The 17084-nt window shown below is 68.4% G+C and carries 19 protein-coding genes; 12 read left to right on the forward strand and 7 right to left on the reverse strand.

The genetic code is table 11. The features are described from left to right. The first annotated feature begins 87 nt into the window (after nt 1-87). Nucleotides 88-1071 carry a LysR family transcriptional regulator gene (locus tag CFB82_RS19100; protein WP_089484838.1) on the forward strand — a complete coding sequence of 328 codons (984 nt, stop codon included), beginning with the start codon at nt 88-90 and terminating at the stop codon, nt 1069-1071. A gap of 46 nt (nt 1072-1117) precedes the next feature. Here CFB82_RS19100 and CFB82_RS19105 read toward each other — a convergent pair whose 3' ends face one another. After that, nucleotides 1118-1756, reverse strand: coding sequence for a 2-hydroxychromene-2-carboxylate isomerase (locus CFB82_RS19105; protein ID WP_089484839.1), 639 nt, complete (start codon nt 1754-1756; stop codon nt 1118-1120). Nucleotides 1757-1894: 138 nt separating this feature from the next. Then, a complete protein-coding gene (locus CFB82_RS19115; RefSeq protein WP_089484841.1) occupies nt 1895-2716 on the reverse strand; it encodes an IclR family transcriptional regulator in 822 nt (273 codons plus the stop codon). 172 nt (nt 2717-2888) lie between these two features. Between CFB82_RS19115 and CFB82_RS19120 the strand changes: the two genes are divergently transcribed. From CFB82_RS19120 to CFB82_RS19135, 4 genes are all read left to right on the forward strand, one after another. After that, the gene (locus CFB82_RS19120) at nt 2889-3875 is read left to right on the forward strand and encodes a hydroxymethylglutaryl-CoA lyase (protein WP_089484842.1); all 987 of its coding nucleotides are present in this window, start codon (nt 2889-2891) and stop codon (nt 3873-3875) included. Beyond that, nucleotides 3872-5152, forward strand: coding sequence for a CaiB/BaiF CoA transferase family protein (locus CFB82_RS19125; protein WP_089484843.1), 1281 nt, complete (start codon nt 3872-3874; stop codon nt 5150-5152). The genes CFB82_RS19120 and CFB82_RS19125 overlap by 4 nt, the downstream gene beginning before the upstream one ends. 82 nt (nt 5153-5234) lie before the next feature. Next, nucleotides 5235-6542, forward strand: coding sequence for an MFS transporter (locus CFB82_RS19130; protein ID WP_089484844.1), 1308 nt, complete (start codon nt 5235-5237; stop codon nt 6540-6542). Nucleotide 6543: 1 nt separating this feature from the next. After that, nucleotides 6544-7674, forward strand: a complete 1131-nt coding sequence (locus tag CFB82_RS19135) for an amidohydrolase family protein (RefSeq protein WP_089484845.1) — start codon at nt 6544-6546, stop codon at nt 7672-7674. A gap of 28 nt (nt 7675-7702) precedes the next feature. Here the strand turns inward: CFB82_RS19135 and CFB82_RS19140 are convergent, their stop codons facing one another. From CFB82_RS19140 to CFB82_RS19150, 3 genes are all read right to left on the reverse strand, one after another. Continuing rightward, nucleotides 7703-8179 (reverse strand): SRPBCC family protein, encoded by a 477-nt coding sequence (locus tag CFB82_RS19140; protein ID WP_089484846.1) that lies wholly within the window; start codon nt 8177-8179, stop codon nt 7703-7705. A gap of 124 nt (nt 8180-8303) precedes the next feature. After that, complete coding sequence (locus CFB82_RS19145; RefSeq protein ID WP_089484847.1) at nt 8304-8789, reverse strand: SRPBCC family protein; 486 nt, start codon at nt 8787-8789, stop codon at nt 8304-8306. Continuing rightward, on the reverse strand, nt 8761-9126 hold the full coding sequence (locus CFB82_RS19150; protein WP_089484848.1) for an ArsR/SmtB family transcription factor: 366 nt from the start codon (nt 9124-9126) through the stop codon (nt 8761-8763). Before CFB82_RS19150 ends, CFB82_RS19145 begins: the two co-directional genes overlap by 29 nt. Nucleotides 9127-9330: 204 nt before the next feature. Between CFB82_RS19150 and CFB82_RS19155 the strand changes: the two genes are divergently transcribed. From CFB82_RS19155 to CFB82_RS19165, 3 genes are all read left to right on the forward strand, one after another. Further along, nucleotides 9331-9861: a GNAT family N-acetyltransferase gene (locus CFB82_RS19155; protein WP_089484849.1), complete on the forward strand. Its 531-nt coding sequence runs from the start codon at nt 9331-9333 to the stop codon at nt 9859-9861. Nucleotides 9862-9872: 11 nt separating this feature from the next. Continuing rightward, nucleotides 9873-10658, forward strand: coding sequence for a YhfC family intramembrane metalloprotease (locus CFB82_RS19160; RefSeq protein WP_089484850.1), 786 nt, complete (start codon nt 9873-9875; stop codon nt 10656-10658). Between the two features lie 304 nt (nt 10659-10962). After that, a complete protein-coding gene (locus tag CFB82_RS19165; RefSeq protein WP_069252651.1) occupies nt 10963-11541 on the forward strand; it encodes a hypothetical protein in 579 nt (192 codons plus the stop codon). A 73-nt stretch (nt 11542-11614) separates the two neighbouring features. Here the strand turns inward: CFB82_RS19165 and CFB82_RS19170 are convergent, their stop codons facing one another. Further along, nucleotides 11615-12196, reverse strand: coding sequence for a TetR/AcrR family transcriptional regulator (locus CFB82_RS19170; protein ID WP_089484851.1), 582 nt, complete (start codon nt 12194-12196; stop codon nt 11615-11617). A gap of 341 nt (nt 12197-12537) precedes the next feature. Here CFB82_RS19170 and CFB82_RS19175 point away from each other — a divergent pair, with 341 nt between their 5' ends. Further along, a complete protein-coding gene (locus CFB82_RS19175; RefSeq protein ID WP_089484852.1) occupies nt 12538-13242 on the forward strand; it encodes an SDR family oxidoreductase in 705 nt (234 codons plus the stop codon). 64 nt (nt 13243-13306) lie between these two features. Here the strand turns inward: CFB82_RS19175 and fabV are convergent, their stop codons facing one another. Beyond that, nucleotides 13307-14509 (reverse strand): enoyl-ACP reductase FabV, encoded by a 1203-nt coding sequence (fabV, locus tag CFB82_RS19180; RefSeq protein WP_089484853.1) that lies wholly within the window; start codon nt 14507-14509, stop codon nt 13307-13309. A 160-nt stretch (nt 14510-14669) separates the two neighbouring features. Here fabV and CFB82_RS19185 point away from each other — a divergent pair, with 160 nt between their 5' ends. The 3 genes from CFB82_RS19185 to CFB82_RS19195 all read left to right on the forward strand — a co-directional run bounded on the left by CFB82_RS19185 (nt 14670) and on the right by CFB82_RS19195 (nt 17078). Further along, complete coding sequence (locus CFB82_RS19185; protein ID WP_089484854.1) at nt 14670-15203, forward strand: GbsR/MarR family transcriptional regulator; 534 nt, start codon at nt 14670-14672, stop codon at nt 15201-15203. 88 nt (nt 15204-15291) lie between these two features. Next, nucleotides 15292-16611, forward strand: a complete 1320-nt coding sequence (locus CFB82_RS19190; protein ID WP_089484855.1) for an SDR family oxidoreductase — start codon at nt 15292-15294, stop codon at nt 16609-16611. Continuing rightward, nucleotides 16608-17078 (forward strand): DUF2269 family protein, encoded by a 471-nt coding sequence (locus CFB82_RS19195; RefSeq protein ID WP_089484856.1) that lies wholly within the window; start codon nt 16608-16610, stop codon nt 17076-17078. Before CFB82_RS19190 ends, CFB82_RS19195 begins: the two co-directional genes overlap by 4 nt. The last annotated feature ends 6 nt before the right edge of the window (nt 17079-17084 follow it).

A 17084-nucleotide genomic window follows, 5' to 3' on the forward strand; every position in this document is an offset into this window, starting at 1 on the left:
GTGCGATGAAGGAATGGACGCGAGTGTGGCGGGATGCGGCCGGCCACGGTAGTGCCGTCCTGCGCAGATTTGTTATACGCTCCACGCATGACCGAAAAATCTCCCTTCTCTCCCGCTGCAGGCGGGTCTCCGCGCATTCAGGCCGTGCCGGTGGACGGCGCCGGCTATCGTTTCGAGCTGATGGAAACCTTCGTGCGCATAGTCGAAGCCGGCAGCCTGTCGGCCGCGGCCGCGCAACTGCATACGACGCAGCCGACGATCAGCCGGCGGCTGCAGGCGCTCGAACGCTCGCTCGGCATGCGGCTGCTGCAGCGGACCACGCACACGATGCGGCTGACCGTCGACGGCGAGCGCTGCTTCAAGCGCGCGAAGGAGCTGCTGGCGAACTGGGCGGCGTTCGAAGCCGATCTGCGCGGCGCGCAGGAGGAGCCGGACGGGCTGTTGCGGGTCGCGGTGCCGCACGCGTTCGGGCAGGAGCGTTTCGTCGAGCCGCTCGCGCAGTTCCTGCGCGACTATCCGCGCGTGTCGGTCGAGTGGTTGCTGCAGGACGAGGTGCGGGATTTCGTCGGCAGCGGCATCGATTGCGCGATCCAGGTGGGTGAGCCGACCGATCCGGCCGTGGTCGCGATCCGGCTCTCGAAGGTGCCGCGCTTCGTGGTCGCCGCGCCGTCCGTGCTGAACGGCGCCGACGTGCCGGCCGACCCCGATGCGCTGGCCGCACTGCCGTGGCTCGCGCTGCGCACGTACTACCGCACGGAGCTGGCACTCACGCATTCGGTCACGGGCGAGACGCGGCGCATTGCGATTCGCCCGCGCATCACGACCGCGAACCTGTACGCGCTGCGCAGTGCGGCGCTGCTGGGGGTCGGTGCGTGCGTCGGCTCGTCATGGATGCTGGCCGACGACCTCGCGCGCGGCGAGCTCGTTCATCTTGCGCCCGAGTGGCAGGCCGCGCCGCTGCCCGTCTACCTGACCTACCCGCATGCGCAGTTCTATCCGTCGCGGCTCGTGCGGTTCGCCGCGATGATGCGCGAGGCCGTGCCGGGGCTCGTCGAAGGGCGCGATACCTGACCTCCGACGCGGGATGCGCCGCGAGCACCGGGCGGCGACGGTGTCGTCAGCCGCGCCGGATCCCTTCGGGCAGCGCGCTGATGCGGCGCACCTCGGGCGAATCGAGCCATGCGCGCGACGTCGCGCAGTCGGCGAACATGTCGGTCGCATCCTCGCCCCAGAACAGGTCGCCGTCGAGTGCGAAGGTCGGCACGCCGAATACGCCGTGCGCGATCGCATCGTCGGTGTTCGCACGCAGCGCGTCTTTCACCGGCTGGGCGTCGACGGCCGTCACGCCTTCCGGAAAGCCGACCGCTTCGCACAGCGCGGCGAAGCCTTCCGGCGTCGACACGTCATTACCGTCGCGCCAGATATGCCGAAAGATGCGTTGAATCGCGTCGAGTGAATTGCCCATCGCGATCGCGAGACGCAGCGGCTTGATCGGATTGAACGGGTGCGCGGGCGGCATCCGGAACGGAATGCCGAGCTTGTCCGCGCGATATTGCGCGTGGCGATAGGTGAAGACGCGTTTCGCCGCGATCTCGGCCGGCGCTTTCTGGCCCCAGTGCGTGAGCAGTGCGCCGAGCACGATGGGCTTCGGCTCGAACGCGGCGGCGGCCGGCAACCGGTCGAATTGCGCCTGCTGCAGGTAAGCGAACGGCGAAACGAAATCGAAATACCAGGTGGCGGTGCGCGCGGCGTTCATGGTGGCAGCCCTCAAGCGTGTCCGGTTGGCGGGGGCTCGCGCGGCACGCCCGCAGGCGGCGCGCGATGCATGCATCGGCGGCCAGTGTCGCACGCGGCCGCCTTTTGCGCTGTTGCGTGGCCAGGCGCGCGCCGCCGGTTACGACGCGGCGTCGCCGTGGTCGGCTGGCGATGCGAGCCGCGCGAGGCTGTCGCGCACGGCCGCCGCGTCGTAGCGTGCGCCTGAGCCGCCGAGCGCCACGGTCGCCTTCTGCGCGAGCGGCAACAGCATCGCGAGCGCCGCCGCCATGGCCGGTGCGTCGGCGAGCCGCGATTTCGGGCCCGATACGGTCAGCGCGCCGACACACTCGCCGGCTGCGCCGAACACGGGCGCGGATGCCGACGCCGTCTCGGGGTCGCGCTCGCCGTACGACGCGGCCCACAGCTGTTCGCGCACGTCGTTCCATTGCGCATCCTGCGTGTCGGTGAACGCCAGCAGCACCTTCCCGGACGCGCCCTGGCGCACCGGAAACTCTTCGCCGACACGAATCGACACGCGCACTGCACGGGCGGGCTCGACCCGGTACAGCACCGAGCGCATGTCGCCCTGGCGCACGTAGAACGACGCCGTTTCGCCGAGTTCGCGGCTCAGCGTCTCGAGCAGCGGCTCGACCACCGGGCCGACCCGGAACGAACGCTGATACAGCGCGGCGAGCCGCAGCGGCTCGTGTCCGATTGCGTACTGGCCGTCGTCGAGCTTGCGCATGAAGCCGCCGTATTCGAGCGCCGTGAGCAGGCGCAGGATCGTGCTCTTGTACAGCCCGGTGCGGCGCGACAGCTCCGCGAGCGACAGCCGGTCGTCGGTCTGCCCGAACGCACGGAGGATCGCGAACGCGCGATCGAGAACGGCGACGCCGCTGGACGCTTCTTCGACCGGCGAATCGGGTTCGCTGCCGGCGTGATCGGTGTGAGTCTTGGGCACTGCCTGCTTCCTTCCGAGGATGATCGATCGACTATATCGTTCTGCCTGACAGAACTCAAGTTCCAAAAAAACGCAATTTCAGGGGTATACCCCGCTTACAGTCCATTTGGTGCGCGCATAGAGTTCTATCAAACAGAACGATGTTCTTTCAGATAGAACGATGGAGTGTCAAATGAGCGTTTCCGAATATCCGAAGGTGCTGGTCAGCGAGGTCGGGCCGCGCGACGGCCTGCAGAGCATTCAGGCCGTGATGCCGACGGCCGGCAAGCTGCGCTGGATCACCGCGCTGGCCGCGGCCGGCCTGCGCGAGATCGAGGTCGGGTCGTTCGTGCCGGCCAGGCTGCTGCCGCAGATGGCCGATGTGCGCGAAGTCGTCGCGCACGCGCTGGCGATTCCCGGGCTGCACGTCGCCGCGCTCGCGCCGAACCTGCGCGGCGCCGAGGGTGCATTCGAGGCTGGCGTGCACAAGCTGACGCTGCCGGTCTCGGTGACGGAAGCGCATTCGCTGGCGAACATCCGCAAGACGCCCGCGCAGATGATCGACGAGGTGCGTGCGATCGTCGCGTTGCGCGACGCGCGGTTTCCGCCGGTGCAGATCGAGGCGGGCGTGTCGGTCGCGTTCGGCTGCACGATCGCGGGCGCCGTCAGCGACGACGAGACGATCGCGATGGCAGTGGCGATGGCCGAATGCGGCGTCGACGAGATCGGGCTGTCCGATACGAGCGGCTATGCGAATCCGGCGCAGGTGCGCCGGCTGTTCGTGCGCCTGCAGCGCGAAGTCGGCGACAAGGCCGGTGGCGCACATTTCCACAATACGCGCGGGCAGGGGCTCGCGAACGTCGTCGCCGCGCTCGACGCGGGCGTGACGACGATCGACGCGAGCCAGGGCGGCCTCGGCGGTTGTCCGTATGCGCCGGGCGCGACCGGCAACATCGTCACCGAGGATCTCGTGTTCCTGCTCGAGTCGATGGGATTCGACACGGGTATCGACGTCGACGCGCTGCTCGCCGCGCGCGCGATCCTGCACGCGGCGCTGCCGGCCGAGGCGTTGTACGGCCATGTGCCGGACGCCGGGTTGCCGAAGGGCTTTCGTTACGCGGACGGCCGCTCTCCGACCGCGGTGCAACCGGAAGGATGCCTGACGGGAGTCGCGCAATGAACGACCATCAACCGGCTTCGGCGCTGCCGTATGCAGGCACGCGCGTGATCGAGATGACGCACATGGTGATGGGCCCGACCTGCGGGATGCTGCTCGCGGATCTCGGCGCGGAGGTCATCAAGATCGAACCGATCGCGGGCGACAGCACGCGCGCGCTGCGCGGTTCCGGCGCGGGCTTCTTCGGCATGTTCAACCGCAACAAGAAGAGCCTTGCCGTCGACGTGAAGGATCCGCGCGGGCTGGAGATCGTGCTGCGGCTCGTCGCGACGGCGGACGTCTTCAGCGAGAACTTCAAGAGCGGCACGATGGACCGGCTCGGCCTCGGCTATCCGGCGCTGCATTCGCTGAATCCGCGCCTCGTGTACGTGTCGCACAAGGGTTTCCTGCCGGGGCCGTACGAGCATCGCACCGCGCTCGACGAGGTCGTGCAGATGATGGGCGGCCTCGCGTACATGACGGGCCCGGAGGGGCGGCCGCTGCGCGCGGGCGCGAGCGTGAACGACATCATGGGCGGCATGTTCGGCGCGATCGGCGCGATGGCCGCGCTCGCGCAGCGCGAACGCACCGGCCGCGGCCAGCAGGTGCAAAGCTCGCTGTTCGAGAACAACGTGTTCCTCGTCGCGCAGCACATGATGCAGTTCGCGGTGACCGGGCAGGCCGCATCGCCGATGCCGAGCCGGATTTCCGCGTGGGCCGTCTACGACGTGTTTTCAGTGAAGGATGACGAACAGATCTTTCTCGCGGTCGTATCGGACACGCAGTGGGCGCTGTTCTGCGACGCATTCGGCCTGGCTGCGCTGAAGGACGATCCGCGTCTCGCGACCAACAACCTGCGCGTGCAGGCGCGCGAGTGGCTGCTGCCCGAGCTGCGCGCGCGGCTCGCGCGGCATTCGGCCGCGGAGATCGGCGCGATCTTCGAATCGAACGGCCTGCCGTACGCGCCGATCACGAAACCGCAGGACCTGTTCGACGACCCGCACCTGCTCGCCACGGGCGGCCTCGAGGCCGTCACGCTGCCGGCCGACGCGAGCAGCGCCGGGCGGCCGGTCGACACGCGCACCGCGCTGTTGCCGCTGACGCTTGCCGGCGAACGCCTGCGGCTGCGCTCGGCACCGCCCGCACTCGGCCAGGACACGCGCGCGCTGCTCGGCGAGCTCGGCTACACGCCGGACGATGCGCGTGCGCTGATCGAAGCCGGTGTCGTCGCGGGGCAGCATGGCGCGGACGATGCGGTGCCAGGCGGCGCGCCGTCACCGAACGAACTGGCGAGCGCGTAGCGCGGCCGCGATCCACCGAACGAACAAAGGCGTCCCGGCCGTGCCACGCACGGGCGCGGCCGCCCCATCCACGGAGACAACCATGACATCCGCTTCCCCGGCACTGGCCGACGATCGCGACACCGACGCATCGATCGAGCAACGGGCCGTGCGCAAGGCCGCGTGGCGCTTCATCCCGCTGCTCGCGCTCGCGTACTTCTTCAACTACCTGGACCGCACGAGCGTCGGGTTCGCGGCGCTCACGATGAACCGCGATCTCGGGCTGACCGCGACGCAGTTCGGCTGGGGCGCGGGGATCATGTTCGCCGGCTACTGCGTGTTCGAGGTGCCGAGCAATCTCGCGCTGTACCGCTTCGGCGCGCGGCGCTGGCTCGCCCGCATCATGATCACGTGGGGGCTGATGGCGGCCGCGACCGCGCTGGCGACCGGGCCGACCAGCTTCTATGCGATCCGGCTGCTGCTCGGCATCGGCGAAGCCGGATTCTTTCCGGGCGTGATCTTCTTCCTCGCCGTGTGGTTTCCGGCGAGCTACCGCACGCGCGTGCTGGCGTGGTTCACCGTGTCGACGCCGCTGTCGTCGCTGATCGGCGGTCCGTTGTCGACGTGGCTGCTGCAGCTCGACGGTGCGCTCGGGCTTGCCGGATGGAAATGGATGTTCATCGTCGAAGGGCTGCCGGCGTGCGCGCTCGGTTTTCTCGTGTTGAAGCTGCTGTCCGATTCGCCGGCGCATGCCGCGTGGCTGTCCGACGACGAGCGTGCGGCGCTGCAGCGTGCGTTCGAGCGCGACGGCGCGGCCGCCGGCCGCAAGAAGCGCTTCGGCGTCGCGCTGCGCGACGTGCGCGTGTACCTGCTCGCGCTGATCTCGTTCGGCTTCACGATGGGTTCCTACGGGATCGGCATCTGGCTGCCGCAGATGCTGAAGGCGCACGGCATGTCGACGATGCAGACGGGCTGGCTGTCCGCGGTGCCGTACTTCTTCGCGACCATCGCGCTGTTGTGGTGGGCGAAGCGCGTGGACCGGCGCGGCGGCCCGGTCGCGAACCTGGCGATCGGACTGTTCATCGGCGCGGTGGCGCTCGGCGTGTCGACGCACTTCCTGACGCTCGGGCCGGCACTCGTCGGCATCACGCTCGCGCTGATCGGCACGATCGCCGGCCGCACGATCTTCTACACGCTGCCCTCGCGCTTCCTGTCCGGCCAGGCCGCGGCCGGCGGGCTTGCACTGATCAACTCGATCGGCGCGCTCGGCGGCTTCGCGGGCCCGTATCTCGTCGGCTACCTGAAGGACAGCTTCGGCACCTTTACCGCCGGCATGCTCGGCCTCGCGATCGTGCTGGCGATCACGACGCTGCTCACGCTGTCGCTGTATGCGTTCGACCGGAGCGAATGACATGGACACGACGATGTCGATCAAGCGACGCCGGCTGCTCGGTGCGGCCGCCGCATCGCTCGCGCTGCCCGCGTTCACCGGAACGCGCGCGGCCACCCAGGAAGGAGTTTCCCGCATGACGACGCAAAGCAACTATCTCGCGGTCCGCCCCGACTGGCTCGCGTCGGCGCTCGAACCCGCGCTCGAGCCCGACCTGCCGATCGTCGACGCGCATCATCATTTCTATGAACGGCAGGGCTGGATCTACCTGCTCGACGACTATCTGCAGGATGCGCGCTCGGGCCACAACATCCAGGCGTCCGTCTACATGCAGGCGCAGACGCGCTATCGCGATTCGGGGCCTGCCGAATTGAGACCGGTGGGCGAGACGGCCTACGTCGCGGGCGTGACCGAGCCGCTGCAGCAGGGCCCGGTGGCGGTCGCGAAAGGCATCGTCGGCCACGCGGACCTGCGTCTCGGCGAACGCGTGCGCGAGGTGCTCGAAGCGCATCTCGAAGCGGGTCGCGGGCGCTTTCGCGGGGTTCGTCACCTGACGACATGGGACGCCGATCCGACGCTCGCCAATCCGCTGTCGGCCGTGCCGCGCGGGCTGCTGCTCGATCCCGCGTACCGGGCGGGCGTCGCGCAACTCGCGCCGCTCGGGCTTTCGTATGACGCGTGGCTGTTCTTTCCGCAGTTGCCCGAACTGTTCGAGCTGGCGAAGGCGAACCCCGATACGCGTGTCATCGTCAATCACTGCGGCGGTGTCGTGCGGATCGCCAGTTATGCCGACAAGAGGCCGGAGGTGTTCGAGCGCTGGTCGGCGTCGATGCGCACGCTCGCGCAACTGCCGAACGTGTACGTGAAGGTCGGCGGGCTCGGGATGCGCATCAACGGTTTCGATTTCGAGAAGGGCGAACGGCCGCCGTCTTCCGCGCAGCTCGCCGACACGTGGAAGCCGTGGATGATGACCTGCATCGACGCGTTCGGCCCCGGGCGCTGCATGTTCGAGAGCAATTTCCCGGTCGACAAGGGCTCGTATTCGTTCGTGAACGGCTGGAATGCATTCAAGCGGCTGACCGCGCAGGCGAGCCCGGACGAGCGCGACGCGCTGTTCCGCGGCACGGTCACGCACGCTTACCGGCTCGGCTGACGCGCGCCGCGGCGGGCCCGGCCCTTGCTCACCCGGCCTCCACCAACGCCGCGAGCCGCGCCAGCGCCATCTGCCAGCCGGTCTCGTTGTCGGCGGCCGGGACGCCGGGCGGCACCCCGTCGTGCACGGCGTCCACGCGCGTGCCGCCCGCTTCGTCGGACAGCGTGATCGTGATCGTCATGGCGCCGCGCAGCATCGGGTCGTCGGTCTCGAACACGTCGATCTCGACGATCTGCTCGTCCGGCACAAGCGTGACGAAGCGGCCGTGATAGGTATCGGTGCGCGGGGTGGTCTTGCCGGTGCCGGCCGACGGCGCGTCATAGCTCAGCGATACCCGCAGCGCACCGCCTTCGCGGGTGTCGTACGCATGCACGCGGCACGTCATGCCGTCGGGCACCTTCCATTGCTCGACCGCGTGGGGATCGAGGAGCGCGCGGTAGACGCGGCCGCGCGGGGCGTTCAGGTGCCGGCTGACCCGGGTCGAATGCGTGTGCGTGTGCAACATGTTGCCTCCCGCGGAGCGCGCCCGACGGTGCACGCCGGTGGCCGGCGTGTCGTCAGGCTTCCTTCAGGAATCCTAGGCGCGCGCGAGGCGGCATGCAATGACCGCACATGCGGCCGCGGTCGGCTCAGCGCAGCGCGGCCGCGAACGCGTCGAGCTGCGTGATGCAGGTGTTCCAGCCCTCGAAGAAGCCGAGCGCTTCGTGGCGCTCGCGCGTGGCGGCGTCCGGATGCATCACGCGCGCCTCGTAGTGGCTGCCCGCATCGTCGTCGGCCATCGTGATGATCGCGGTGAAGCCCATCCACGGCGTCTGCGGCCGCCAGCCGCCCGTGAGCATCGACGTGAACGCGATGCGCGATTCCGGCACGATGTCGAGGAAGCAGCCGGGGTTGTCGCTGGTGCCGCCATCGGGGCCGCGCATGGTTGTGTGGAAGGCGCCGCCCGGCCGCAGGTCGAACGCGCGCACTTCGGTGGTCCACGGTTTCGGGCACCACCATTCCTTCAGCAGTTCGGGGTCGCTCCATGCACGCCACAGCGCGTGGCGCGGCGCACGCAGCGTGCGCGTGATGACGAGATCGTGGGCTTCAACGGGGTCGACGGGGCTGGCTGACATCGTGCTCCTCCTGGTGACGGCGTTCGACGAATTCGACGAGGCGATCGGATCGGGCTTCCCACAGCGCGCGCTGCGCGGCGAGCCATGCCTCGGCTTCGGTCAGCCGGCTGCCGACCAGCGTGCAGGTGCGCGAGCGGCCGGCTTTCCGGGTCTGGACGAGACCGCTGCGCTCGAGCACGGCGACGTGCTTCATGAACGACGGCAGCGCCATGTCGAACGGTTCGGCCAGCGCGGAGACGGTCCGTTCGCCGTGGCCGAGCATGCTGACGATCGCGCAGCGCGTCGGATCGGCGAGGGCGTGGAAAACGTCGCTGATGCCGGGTTGAAAGTTAGCCATGCGGCTAAGTATAGGAGAGGCGAACGGCGATGCAACGGAATTTTTCGTCGCGTAGGATGATGGGGCGGTAACACGCGCCGACCGGGTGCGGCGTTGCCGCGCGCCTGCCGCCGTTGCGCGAGCCGCGACGGCCGGCCGGTGTTCCTTCCCATCCGGACGCACGCCGAACCCACGTGTGCGGCCCAACTGACTACCGGAGTTGGCATGACCGAATCCGTGACCGTCCGCCGCGTCGACGCGGGCGAAGCGAAGCGCTGTGTCGAAGCACTGGCCGACGTGCTGATCGATTGCGTCGAGGGCGGCGCGTCCGTCAGCTTCATGTTGCCGATCGAGCGGCCGACCGCCGTCGCGTTCTGGACGAATGTCGCCGACGGCGTCGCGAACGGCGAGCGCATCCTGCTCGTTGCCGAGGACGCGGCCGGCCGGATCGTCGGCACCGTGCAGGTCGTGACCGCACAGCCCGAGAACCAGCCGCATCGCGCCGATATCTCGAAGATGCTCGTGTCGCGGCGTGCGCGCCGGCAGGGGATTGCCGCGCGGCTGATGGCGGCGGCCGATGCGGCCGCGCGCGACGCGGGCAAGACCGTGCTCGTGCTCGATACCGTGACGGGCGGCGACGCCGAGCGGCTGTACGAGCGGGCCGGCTGGCAGCGCGTCGGTGTCGTGCCGAACTACGCGCTGATGCCCGACGGCACGCTCTGCGCGACGACGTATTTCCACAAGCAACTCGCGTAACGGCATTCGTCATGCATCCCGTCGCCCCGGCGCTCCTGTGTCTCACACTCGCAGCGGGTGTCGTGGCGCTGATCGCGCCGGTGTTGCTCGCGGCCGCGTGGCGGCGCCGCACGCAGGTGCCGTTGCGGGTGTTTTCCTACGGCATGCTGACCTTTTTCGTGTTCCAGCCGGTGCTGCGCCTGTCGTGGCAGGTGCCGTCGTTCCACTGGCTCGGGAACGATCCTCGCTGGCACCTGCCGATGCTCGTGTTCGCGGCGCTGACGGCCGGGCTCTTCGAGGAGTGCGGGCGCTGGGTCGCTTTCCGGTATTTGCTGCCGAAGCGGCATGATGCGCCGACGGCCGTGATGCTCGGGCTCGGGCACGGCGGACTGGAAGCGATGCTGCTGGTCGGCGTCGGATTCATCGCGCTCGGAACCGGCTACCTGCTCGCGCGAGCGGGCGTCGTGGTGCCTGAAGGTGCGCAGTCGCTGATCGGGTCGCAGTTCTCGGGCATGACACTCGCGTGGCCGTTTCTCGCGCTGTTCGAGCGCGCGAGTGCCATGGCCGCGCATGTGGGGTTGTCGCTGATCGTGCTGCAGGCATTCGTCCGGGGCACGAAGCGCTGGCTCGCGTATGCGATCGCGTTTCATTTCCTGCTCGACCTCGCCGTCGTGCTGCTGACGCGGTACTGGCATGTCGATACCATGCTGGTCGAGGCGCTCCTGTTCGTGTGCAGTGTCGCGCTTCTGTGGCTGGGGCTGCGCTGGAGCCGCCGGATGACAGGTGCCGGCGAGGCGAGCACGGGGCATGTTGCCTGATTGGCAGGGCTCGTTTCAACCGTGTGCGGCGGGGTTCGGCGGTCGGATGGCTGGCGCCTCTCCCGTTAGCTGCCGGCTGGCGAGGCTCAAGGCCATGGGGGCCATTAGGTCGCACAAGGCTTTCCTTTCGACGAAACGGCAGATCGCAATGGCAAGCGCCGGAACGTCTCCCTGATCGCGACGAGCGCAAGCGTGCAAACGGGCGCCGGCCGCGAATCAAGCCAGTCCGCAGACGTCGCCGGTCCGATATATTCACGCAGGAAAGACTTCAGCAGAACGAGAACGCCCCGTAACCACCGCCCCGATGAAACGCTCCCATGTCGCTTTTGCCCTCACGGGCCTGCTCGTCGCGCTGCCGATTGCCGCGTATGCGCTCGTCAAGCCGTTGCGCGTCGTCGCGCCCGCGCTGGTCCCCGGTGTGTCGTGCCCGAGCGCCGATATCTGCACGGACGATGCCGCGAAGCTCGGCGACGCGCAGCAGCTCTATCGCGACGGCTATGCGCGCGCGGCGGCGGCCGTCGGTGCATTCCAGGCGGCGCCGCGCGTCGTGTTCTGCTCGACGCGGGCGTGCGCCGATGCGTTCGGCCTCGGCCAGCGCGCGGCGCTGACGCTGGGGAATTTCGGCGTGGTCGTCGCGCCGCGCGGCTGGCAGACCTATTTTCTCGCGCACGAGCTGATCCATCACCGGCAGGCCGAAGTGCTCGGCAACCTGGCCGTCGCGACCAGGCCGCGCTGGCTGATCGAAGGGATGGCGTATTCGCTCAGCGACGATCCGCGCCACCCGCTGGCGGAGCCGTTCGAAGCGTGGCGCACGCGTTTTGCCGCCTGGAATGCGGCGCGCGGTGCACAGCCGCTGTGGGATGCCGCACGGGCGGTCGAATAGCGCGGCAAGACGCCGAAACGTCGGCGCGCACGTTGACCCACCCGCACACGGCGCAAGCCGACCCGTCACGACGTCATGGCGCGGCTACGCCGGCGCGCCCGGCGGTGAGTGTCTCCCGTCCGGCAGCGAGGATCTCGTCAGCCAGCGCCGGATCGGTGCCGGCGATCGCGCGCGACAACACGAGCGCGCCGACCATCTGGCTGAACACCGCGACCGCATCGCGACGCGTCTGCGCCGGCGTCGCGCCTTCCGTGGCCACCATCCGTTCCAGTCGATCGAGATACGTGGCGAGGCCGCGCGCATAGCACGCCCGCGCCGCGTCGGTCAGGCGCGGCGCATCGCCGGCGAAACCGGACAGCGGGCATCCGGCCTCGACGTTGTCGCGATGCGCGGCCGACAGATACCACGCCACCTGCGCGTCGAGACTGCCGGCATTCGGCGAATCCGCGCGGTCCTGCATCGCCTTTTCCATTACCTCGGCGACCAGCGCGTCCTTCGACTTGAAGTGGTTGTAGAAGCCGCCCTGCGTGAAGCCGGCCTCCTTCATCAGTTCCGTGAGCCCGACCGCGTCGACGCCGCGCGCGCGGAACAGCCGCTCGGCGGCCGCGACGATCGCGCTCCGGTTCTCGGCAGCCTGCTGTCTTGACACGCCCATCGATCCCTCCCTGATTTTGTCGATCGCGTCGATTGGAAAACACAATGGCGATCGCCATTGACATGCCCGAGGCGCGAGAACACAATGCACCGCAAAGACAATGGTGATCGACATTGACATCGAGTGTAGCCGACTTGGCGGCGGGTGCAAAGCCGCTGCCGGAACACCGGATGGCAATCGGTCGGCGTCTTGGGCGCCGCCGGGTCACGGGCAGCGGGCGGCTCGCCGTCTGCGGGCGGCGGCGCCACGGTTCGGTAAGCAAGGGCAGGCTGGTTTTCCACCGGATCTCACGCGCGCGGCGAGCCGGCGCGCATGCGATTCATCATGCGAAAGGAACGAACATGAAGATCGAAGGTGCAGTGGTGTTCATCACGGGCGCGAACCGCGGGCTCGGGCTCGAGTTCGCGAAGCAGGCGCTCGCGAGAGGGGCGCGCAAGGTCTATGCGGCGGCGCGCGATCCGGCCACCGTGACGCTGCCGGGCGTCGTGCCGGTGAAGCTCGACGTGACCGATCCGGTGGCCGTCGCCGCGGCGGCCGATGCCGCCCGCGACGTCACGCTGCTGATCAACAACGCGGGCATCGCGCGGCTTGGCAGCCTGACGGACGACGGCGCGCCCGACGCGCTGCGCGATCACTTCGAAACCAACGTGTTCGGGATGCTGGCGATGTCGCGCGCGTTCGCGGGCATCCTCGCCGGCCATGGCGGCGGCGCGATCCTGAACATCCTGTCCGTCGCGAGCTGGGTGAACCGGCCGATCCTGTCGGGCTACGGCGTGTCGAAATCGGCGGCGTGGGCGCTGACCAACGGGCTGCGCCATTCGCTGCGCGAGCAGCACACGCAGGTCGTCGGGCTGCATGCCGGCTTCATCGATACCGACCTGACGGCAGGCCTCGACGTGCCGAAGGCGACGCCGGCCGACGTCGTGCGCCAGGCGTACGAAGCGATCGAGGCGGGGGAAGAAGAAGTGTCGACCGACGAATTCACGCGGCAGGTGAAGGCCACGTTGTCGTCAGGCGTTTATCTGGAGGAACCGGCGCCGCGTTGACGTCGCCGGTATCTCGAACCTGCCACCCGCGCTGCCCGGGCAGCGGGGGTGGCGGGCCGTACCGTCAGACGGTGGTGTCGATGATGCCCGGGATCTTCACGTCCGGGTTCACGTCCGCGTCGTAGTCGACGCCGGCGATCTCGAAGCCGAACAACCGCAGGAAGTCGGTCTTGTAGCCGGTGAAGTCGGTCAGCTCGTACAGGTTCTCGTTCGTCACGTGGTCCCACTGCGCGACGACCTTCGCCTGAACTTGCGGATCGAGTTCCTTGTAGTCCGCGCGCAGGCGGCCTTCTTCGTCGACGTGCGGCGTCGCGCCGTACAGGCTGTCCTTGAACAGGCCGTACACCTGCTCGATGCAACCTTCGTGCGTGCCGGTTTCCTTCATCGTCTTGAACAGCAGCGACAGGTACAGCGGCATCATCGGGATGGCCGAGCTGGCTTGCGTGACGACCGCCTTCAGCACCGACACGCGCGCGTCGCCGCCGTGCGCGGCCAGCTTGTCGCGGATCGACAGCACTTTCTTGTCGAGATCCTTCTTTGCTTCGCCGATCGAGCCGTTCCAGTAGATGTCGTGCGTGATCTGCTCGCCGAGATACGTGAACGCGGTGGTCTTCGCGCCGTCGGCCAGCACGCAGGCTTCATCGAGCGCGTCGATCCACATCTGCCAGTCCTCGCCGCCCATCACGGCGACGGTGCCGTCGATCTCTTCCTGCGTCGCCGGTTCCAGCGTGACGTCGCGGATCACTTCCTTGTCGGTGTCGAGGCCGCGGAACGTGACCGTCTTGCCGATCGGCTTGAGCGTCGAGCTGATGGTTTCGCCCGTCTTCGGATGCGTGCGGCGCGGTGCCGCGAGGCTGTAGACGACGAGATCGACCTTGCCGAGATCCTGCTTGATGGTGTCGATCGTGACCTGCTTGACCTTGTCGGAGAATGCGTCGCCGTTGATGCTGCGCGCATAGCGCCCCTTTTCGGCGGCGAATTTCTCGAACGCGGCGCTGTTGTACCAGCCGGCCGTGCCCGGCTTCGTCTCGCTGCCGGCACGCTCGAAGAACACGCCGAGCGTGTCCGCGTCCGAGCCGAAGGCGGCCGAGATCCGGGCGGCGAGGCCGTAGCCGGTCGACGCGCCGATCACGAGCACCTTTTTCGGGCCGTTGGCGATCGGGCCGTGCGAAGTCACGTAGTCGATCTGTTCCTTGACGTTGGCTTCGCAGCCGACCGGATGAGTCGTCACGCAGATGAAGCCACGCACGCGCGGTTTGATGATCATGGGAACCTCTAGTCAGAAAGGCTGGGACGGCCTGAATTCGGGAAAATCCCGCGCATTGTAAAGGAAGCGGCCGATCGCGGGCGGACGCTTCCGGAACCGGGCGGATCGTCCGGTTATTTCTCTCTTGACAGAAATAACTGAAATGCCTAAATTTCACGTCATGGAACTCACACCGATTGCCGAACGATTCATTCTCCACTGGGGCGAAATGGGCTCGCGGTGGGGCGTCAACCGCACCGTCTCGCAGATCCACGCGCTGCTCTATCTGGCCGGCCGGCCGATCGCGGCCGACGAGATCGCCGAGACGCTCAACGTGGCGCGCTCCAACGTCAGCACGAGCCTGAAGGAGCTTCAGGCGTGGCGGCTGGCGAAAGTCGTGCACGTGCTGGGCGACCGCCGCGACCACTTCGAGACGTCGACCGACATCTGGGAACTGTTCAAGCTGATCGTCGAAGGGCGGCGGCAGCGCGAGATCGAGCCGACGCTCACGGTGCTGCGCGACTGCCTGACGAATCCCGAGATCGCGAGCGAGAGCCGCGAGACCGAGCAGCGCATCCGCGACACGCTGCAGTTCGTCGAGACGCTCACGACCTGGTCGGACGAGATGCTGCGGCTCAAGCCCGATACGCTGATGAAGGCGCTCGGCATCGGCGCGAAGATCAGCCAGACGGTCAGGCGCAAGCCGTCGAAGTAAGCGATATGCGCAGTGCGGGCAGCCAGCCCGCTTTTTTTGGGGTGGTTATTTCTGTCCGTACAGAAATAACTGTAAATAGAGGATGAAAATGGACACCGTCTTGCCGTCGACCCGCCCGCATGGCCGCACCGGGGCGCGCAGCATGACCGTTCTCGTGTGCGGTGCGAACGGCTTCATCGGGCGGGCACTGTGCGCGCAGCTCGAAGCCGGCGGCCATCGCGTGCTGCGCGGCGTGCGTCAGGCGGCCGGCCCGTCCGACGTCGCGATCGACTTCGCGAAGGACGTCGACCCGGACGCGTGGCTCGCGCGGCTGGAAGGCGTCGACGTGGTGATCAATGCGGTCGGCATCCTGGCCGATCAGCGCGGCGCGACGCTCGACGTCGTGCATCGCGCCGCGCCGTGCGCGCTCTTCACCGCGTGCTGCCGCGCCGGCGTGCGGCGCGTGATCCAGATCTCGGCGCTCGGCGTCGAGCGTGGCGATACGCGCTACTTCGCGAGCAAGTCCGCGGCCGACCGCTTCCTGCAGACGCTGCCAATCGACTTCCGGATCGTGCGTCCCGCACTCGTCTACGGCACGGACGGCGCGTCGGCGCGCTTTTTCCGGATGCTCGCGAGCCTGCCGGTGCAGGTCCTGCCGGCGGGCGGCCATCAGCGGCTGCGCCCCGTGCACGTCGACGATCTCGCCGAAGTCGTCGCGCGGTGCGTCGTGCAAACGGGCGATTCGCCGGCGGCGGGCAGCCGCGTGATCGACGTGGTCGGCAGCGACGAGGTCGAATACCGCGAGATGCTGGCCGGCTACCGCGCCTCACTCGGATTTCCGCCGGCGGCCCGTGTGGCGCTGCCCGGCCCGCTGGTCGGTGCGGCGGCCGCACTGCTCGGCGCGTTGCCGGGGGCGATGCTGACGCGCGACACGTGGACGATGCTGCGCGGCGGCAACACCGGCGATCCGGCTGCCACCGCGGCCGTGCTCGGCCGGCCGCCGCGTGGTATCGGCAGCTTCATCGGCGCGGAAGCCGCCGCGCTGCGCCGCGACGCGCTCGCGATGTGGCGGCGCCCGTTGCTGCTGGGCGCGCTCGCGATCGTGTGGATCTGGACGGCGATCGCGAGCGCGTTCATCCATCCGCTGCGCGCGAGCCTCGCGCTGCTGGCGCCTGCACACGTAACGGGCTTGCCCGCGCTGATCGCGCTTTACGCGGCCAGCGCGCTGGATTTCGCGTTCGGCATCGCGACCATCATCGCGCCGTCGCGGCGCCTGTGGGCGGCGCAAGCAGCGCTGATCGTCGCGTATTCGGCGGTCATCGCGGTCACGATGCCGGGCTTGCTCGCCGAACCGTTCGGCCCCGTGCTCAAGAACGTGCCGATTCTCGCGATCCTGTTGATCCTTTTTTCAGAAGAAGAACAATCATGAACACCTATCTCGTCATCAAGGCGCTTCACATCCTGTCCTCGGTGCTGCTGGTCGGCACCGGGTTCGGCACCGCGTTCTACCTGTTCTTCGCGAACCGCACGCGCTCGGTGCCCGCGATCGCGGCCGTGTCGCGGCTCGTGGTGCGCGCGGACTGGTGGTTCACGACGCCGGCCGTGATCTTCCAGCCGGCATCGGGGCTCTGGCTCGCGCATACGGCCGGCTGGCCGTGGCATACGCCGTGGCTCGTCGCGTCGATCGTGCTGTATGCGATCGCCGGCGCGTGCTGGCTGCCGGTCGTGTGGCTGCAGGTCGAGCTGGCCGCGATGGCGAAGCTCGCTCATGCGAATGGCGATGCCGCGTTGCCCGAGCGGTACTGGCTTTACGCGAAGCGCTGGGAACTGCTCGGCTATCCGGCGTTCTTCGCGATGCTGACCGTCTACTTCCTGATGGTGCTCAAGCCGATGTAAGTGCGT

This window comes from Burkholderia sp. HI2714 (genome assembly GCF_002223085.1).
Lineage (GTDB): Bacteria > Pseudomonadota > Gammaproteobacteria > Burkholderiales > Burkholderiaceae > Burkholderia > Burkholderia lata_D.

Coding starts and splice junctions, on each gene's coding strand:
- CFB82_RS19145 (WP_089484847.1), bottom strand. CDS start 8,789: ATGTCAGCCAGCCCCGTCGACCCCGTTGAAGCCCACGATCTCGTCATC.
- fabV (WP_089484853.1), bottom strand. CDS start 14,509: ATGATCATCAAACCGCGCGTGCGTGGCTTCATCTGCGTGACGACTCAT.
- CFB82_RS19175 (WP_089484852.1), top strand. CDS start 12,538: ATGAAGATCGAAGGTGCAGTGGTGTTCATCACGGGCGCGAACCGCGGG.
- CFB82_RS19170 (WP_089484851.1), bottom strand. CDS start 12,196: ATGGGCGTGTCAAGACAGCAGGCTGCCGAGAACCGGAGCGCGATCGTC.
- CFB82_RS19100 (WP_089484838.1), top strand. CDS start 88: ATGACCGAAAAATCTCCCTTCTCTCCCGCTGCAGGCGGGTCTCCGCGC.
- CFB82_RS19120 (WP_089484842.1), top strand. CDS start 2,889: ATGAGCGTTTCCGAATATCCGAAGGTGCTGGTCAGCGAGGTCGGGCCG.
- CFB82_RS19185 (WP_089484854.1), top strand. CDS start 14,670: ATGGAACTCACACCGATTGCCGAACGATTCATTCTCCACTGGGGCGAA.
- CFB82_RS19135 (WP_089484845.1), top strand. CDS start 6,544: ATGGACACGACGATGTCGATCAAGCGACGCCGGCTGCTCGGTGCGGCC.
- CFB82_RS19155 (WP_089484849.1), top strand. CDS start 9,331: ATGACCGAATCCGTGACCGTCCGCCGCGTCGACGCGGGCGAAGCGAAG.
- CFB82_RS19160 (WP_089484850.1), top strand. CDS start 9,873: ATGCATCCCGTCGCCCCGGCGCTCCTGTGTCTCACACTCGCAGCGGGT.
- CFB82_RS19125 (WP_089484843.1), top strand. CDS start 3,872: ATGAACGACCATCAACCGGCTTCGGCGCTGCCGTATGCAGGCACGCGC.
- CFB82_RS19165 (WP_069252651.1), top strand. CDS start 10,963: ATGAAACGCTCCCATGTCGCTTTTGCCCTCACGGGCCTGCTCGTCGCG.
- CFB82_RS19140 (WP_089484846.1), bottom strand. CDS start 8,179: ATGTTGCACACGCACACGCATTCGACCCGGGTCAGCCGGCACCTGAAC.
- CFB82_RS19190 (WP_089484855.1), top strand. CDS start 15,292: ATGGACACCGTCTTGCCGTCGACCCGCCCGCATGGCCGCACCGGGGCG.
- CFB82_RS19150 (WP_089484848.1), bottom strand. CDS start 9,126: ATGGCTAACTTTCAACCCGGCATCAGCGACGTTTTCCACGCCCTCGCC.
- CFB82_RS19130 (WP_089484844.1), top strand. CDS start 5,235: ATGACATCCGCTTCCCCGGCACTGGCCGACGATCGCGACACCGACGCA.
- CFB82_RS19105 (WP_089484839.1), bottom strand. CDS start 1,756: ATGAACGCCGCGCGCACCGCCACCTGGTATTTCGATTTCGTTTCGCCG.
- CFB82_RS19195 (WP_089484856.1), top strand. CDS start 16,608: ATGAACACCTATCTCGTCATCAAGGCGCTTCACATCCTGTCCTCGGTG.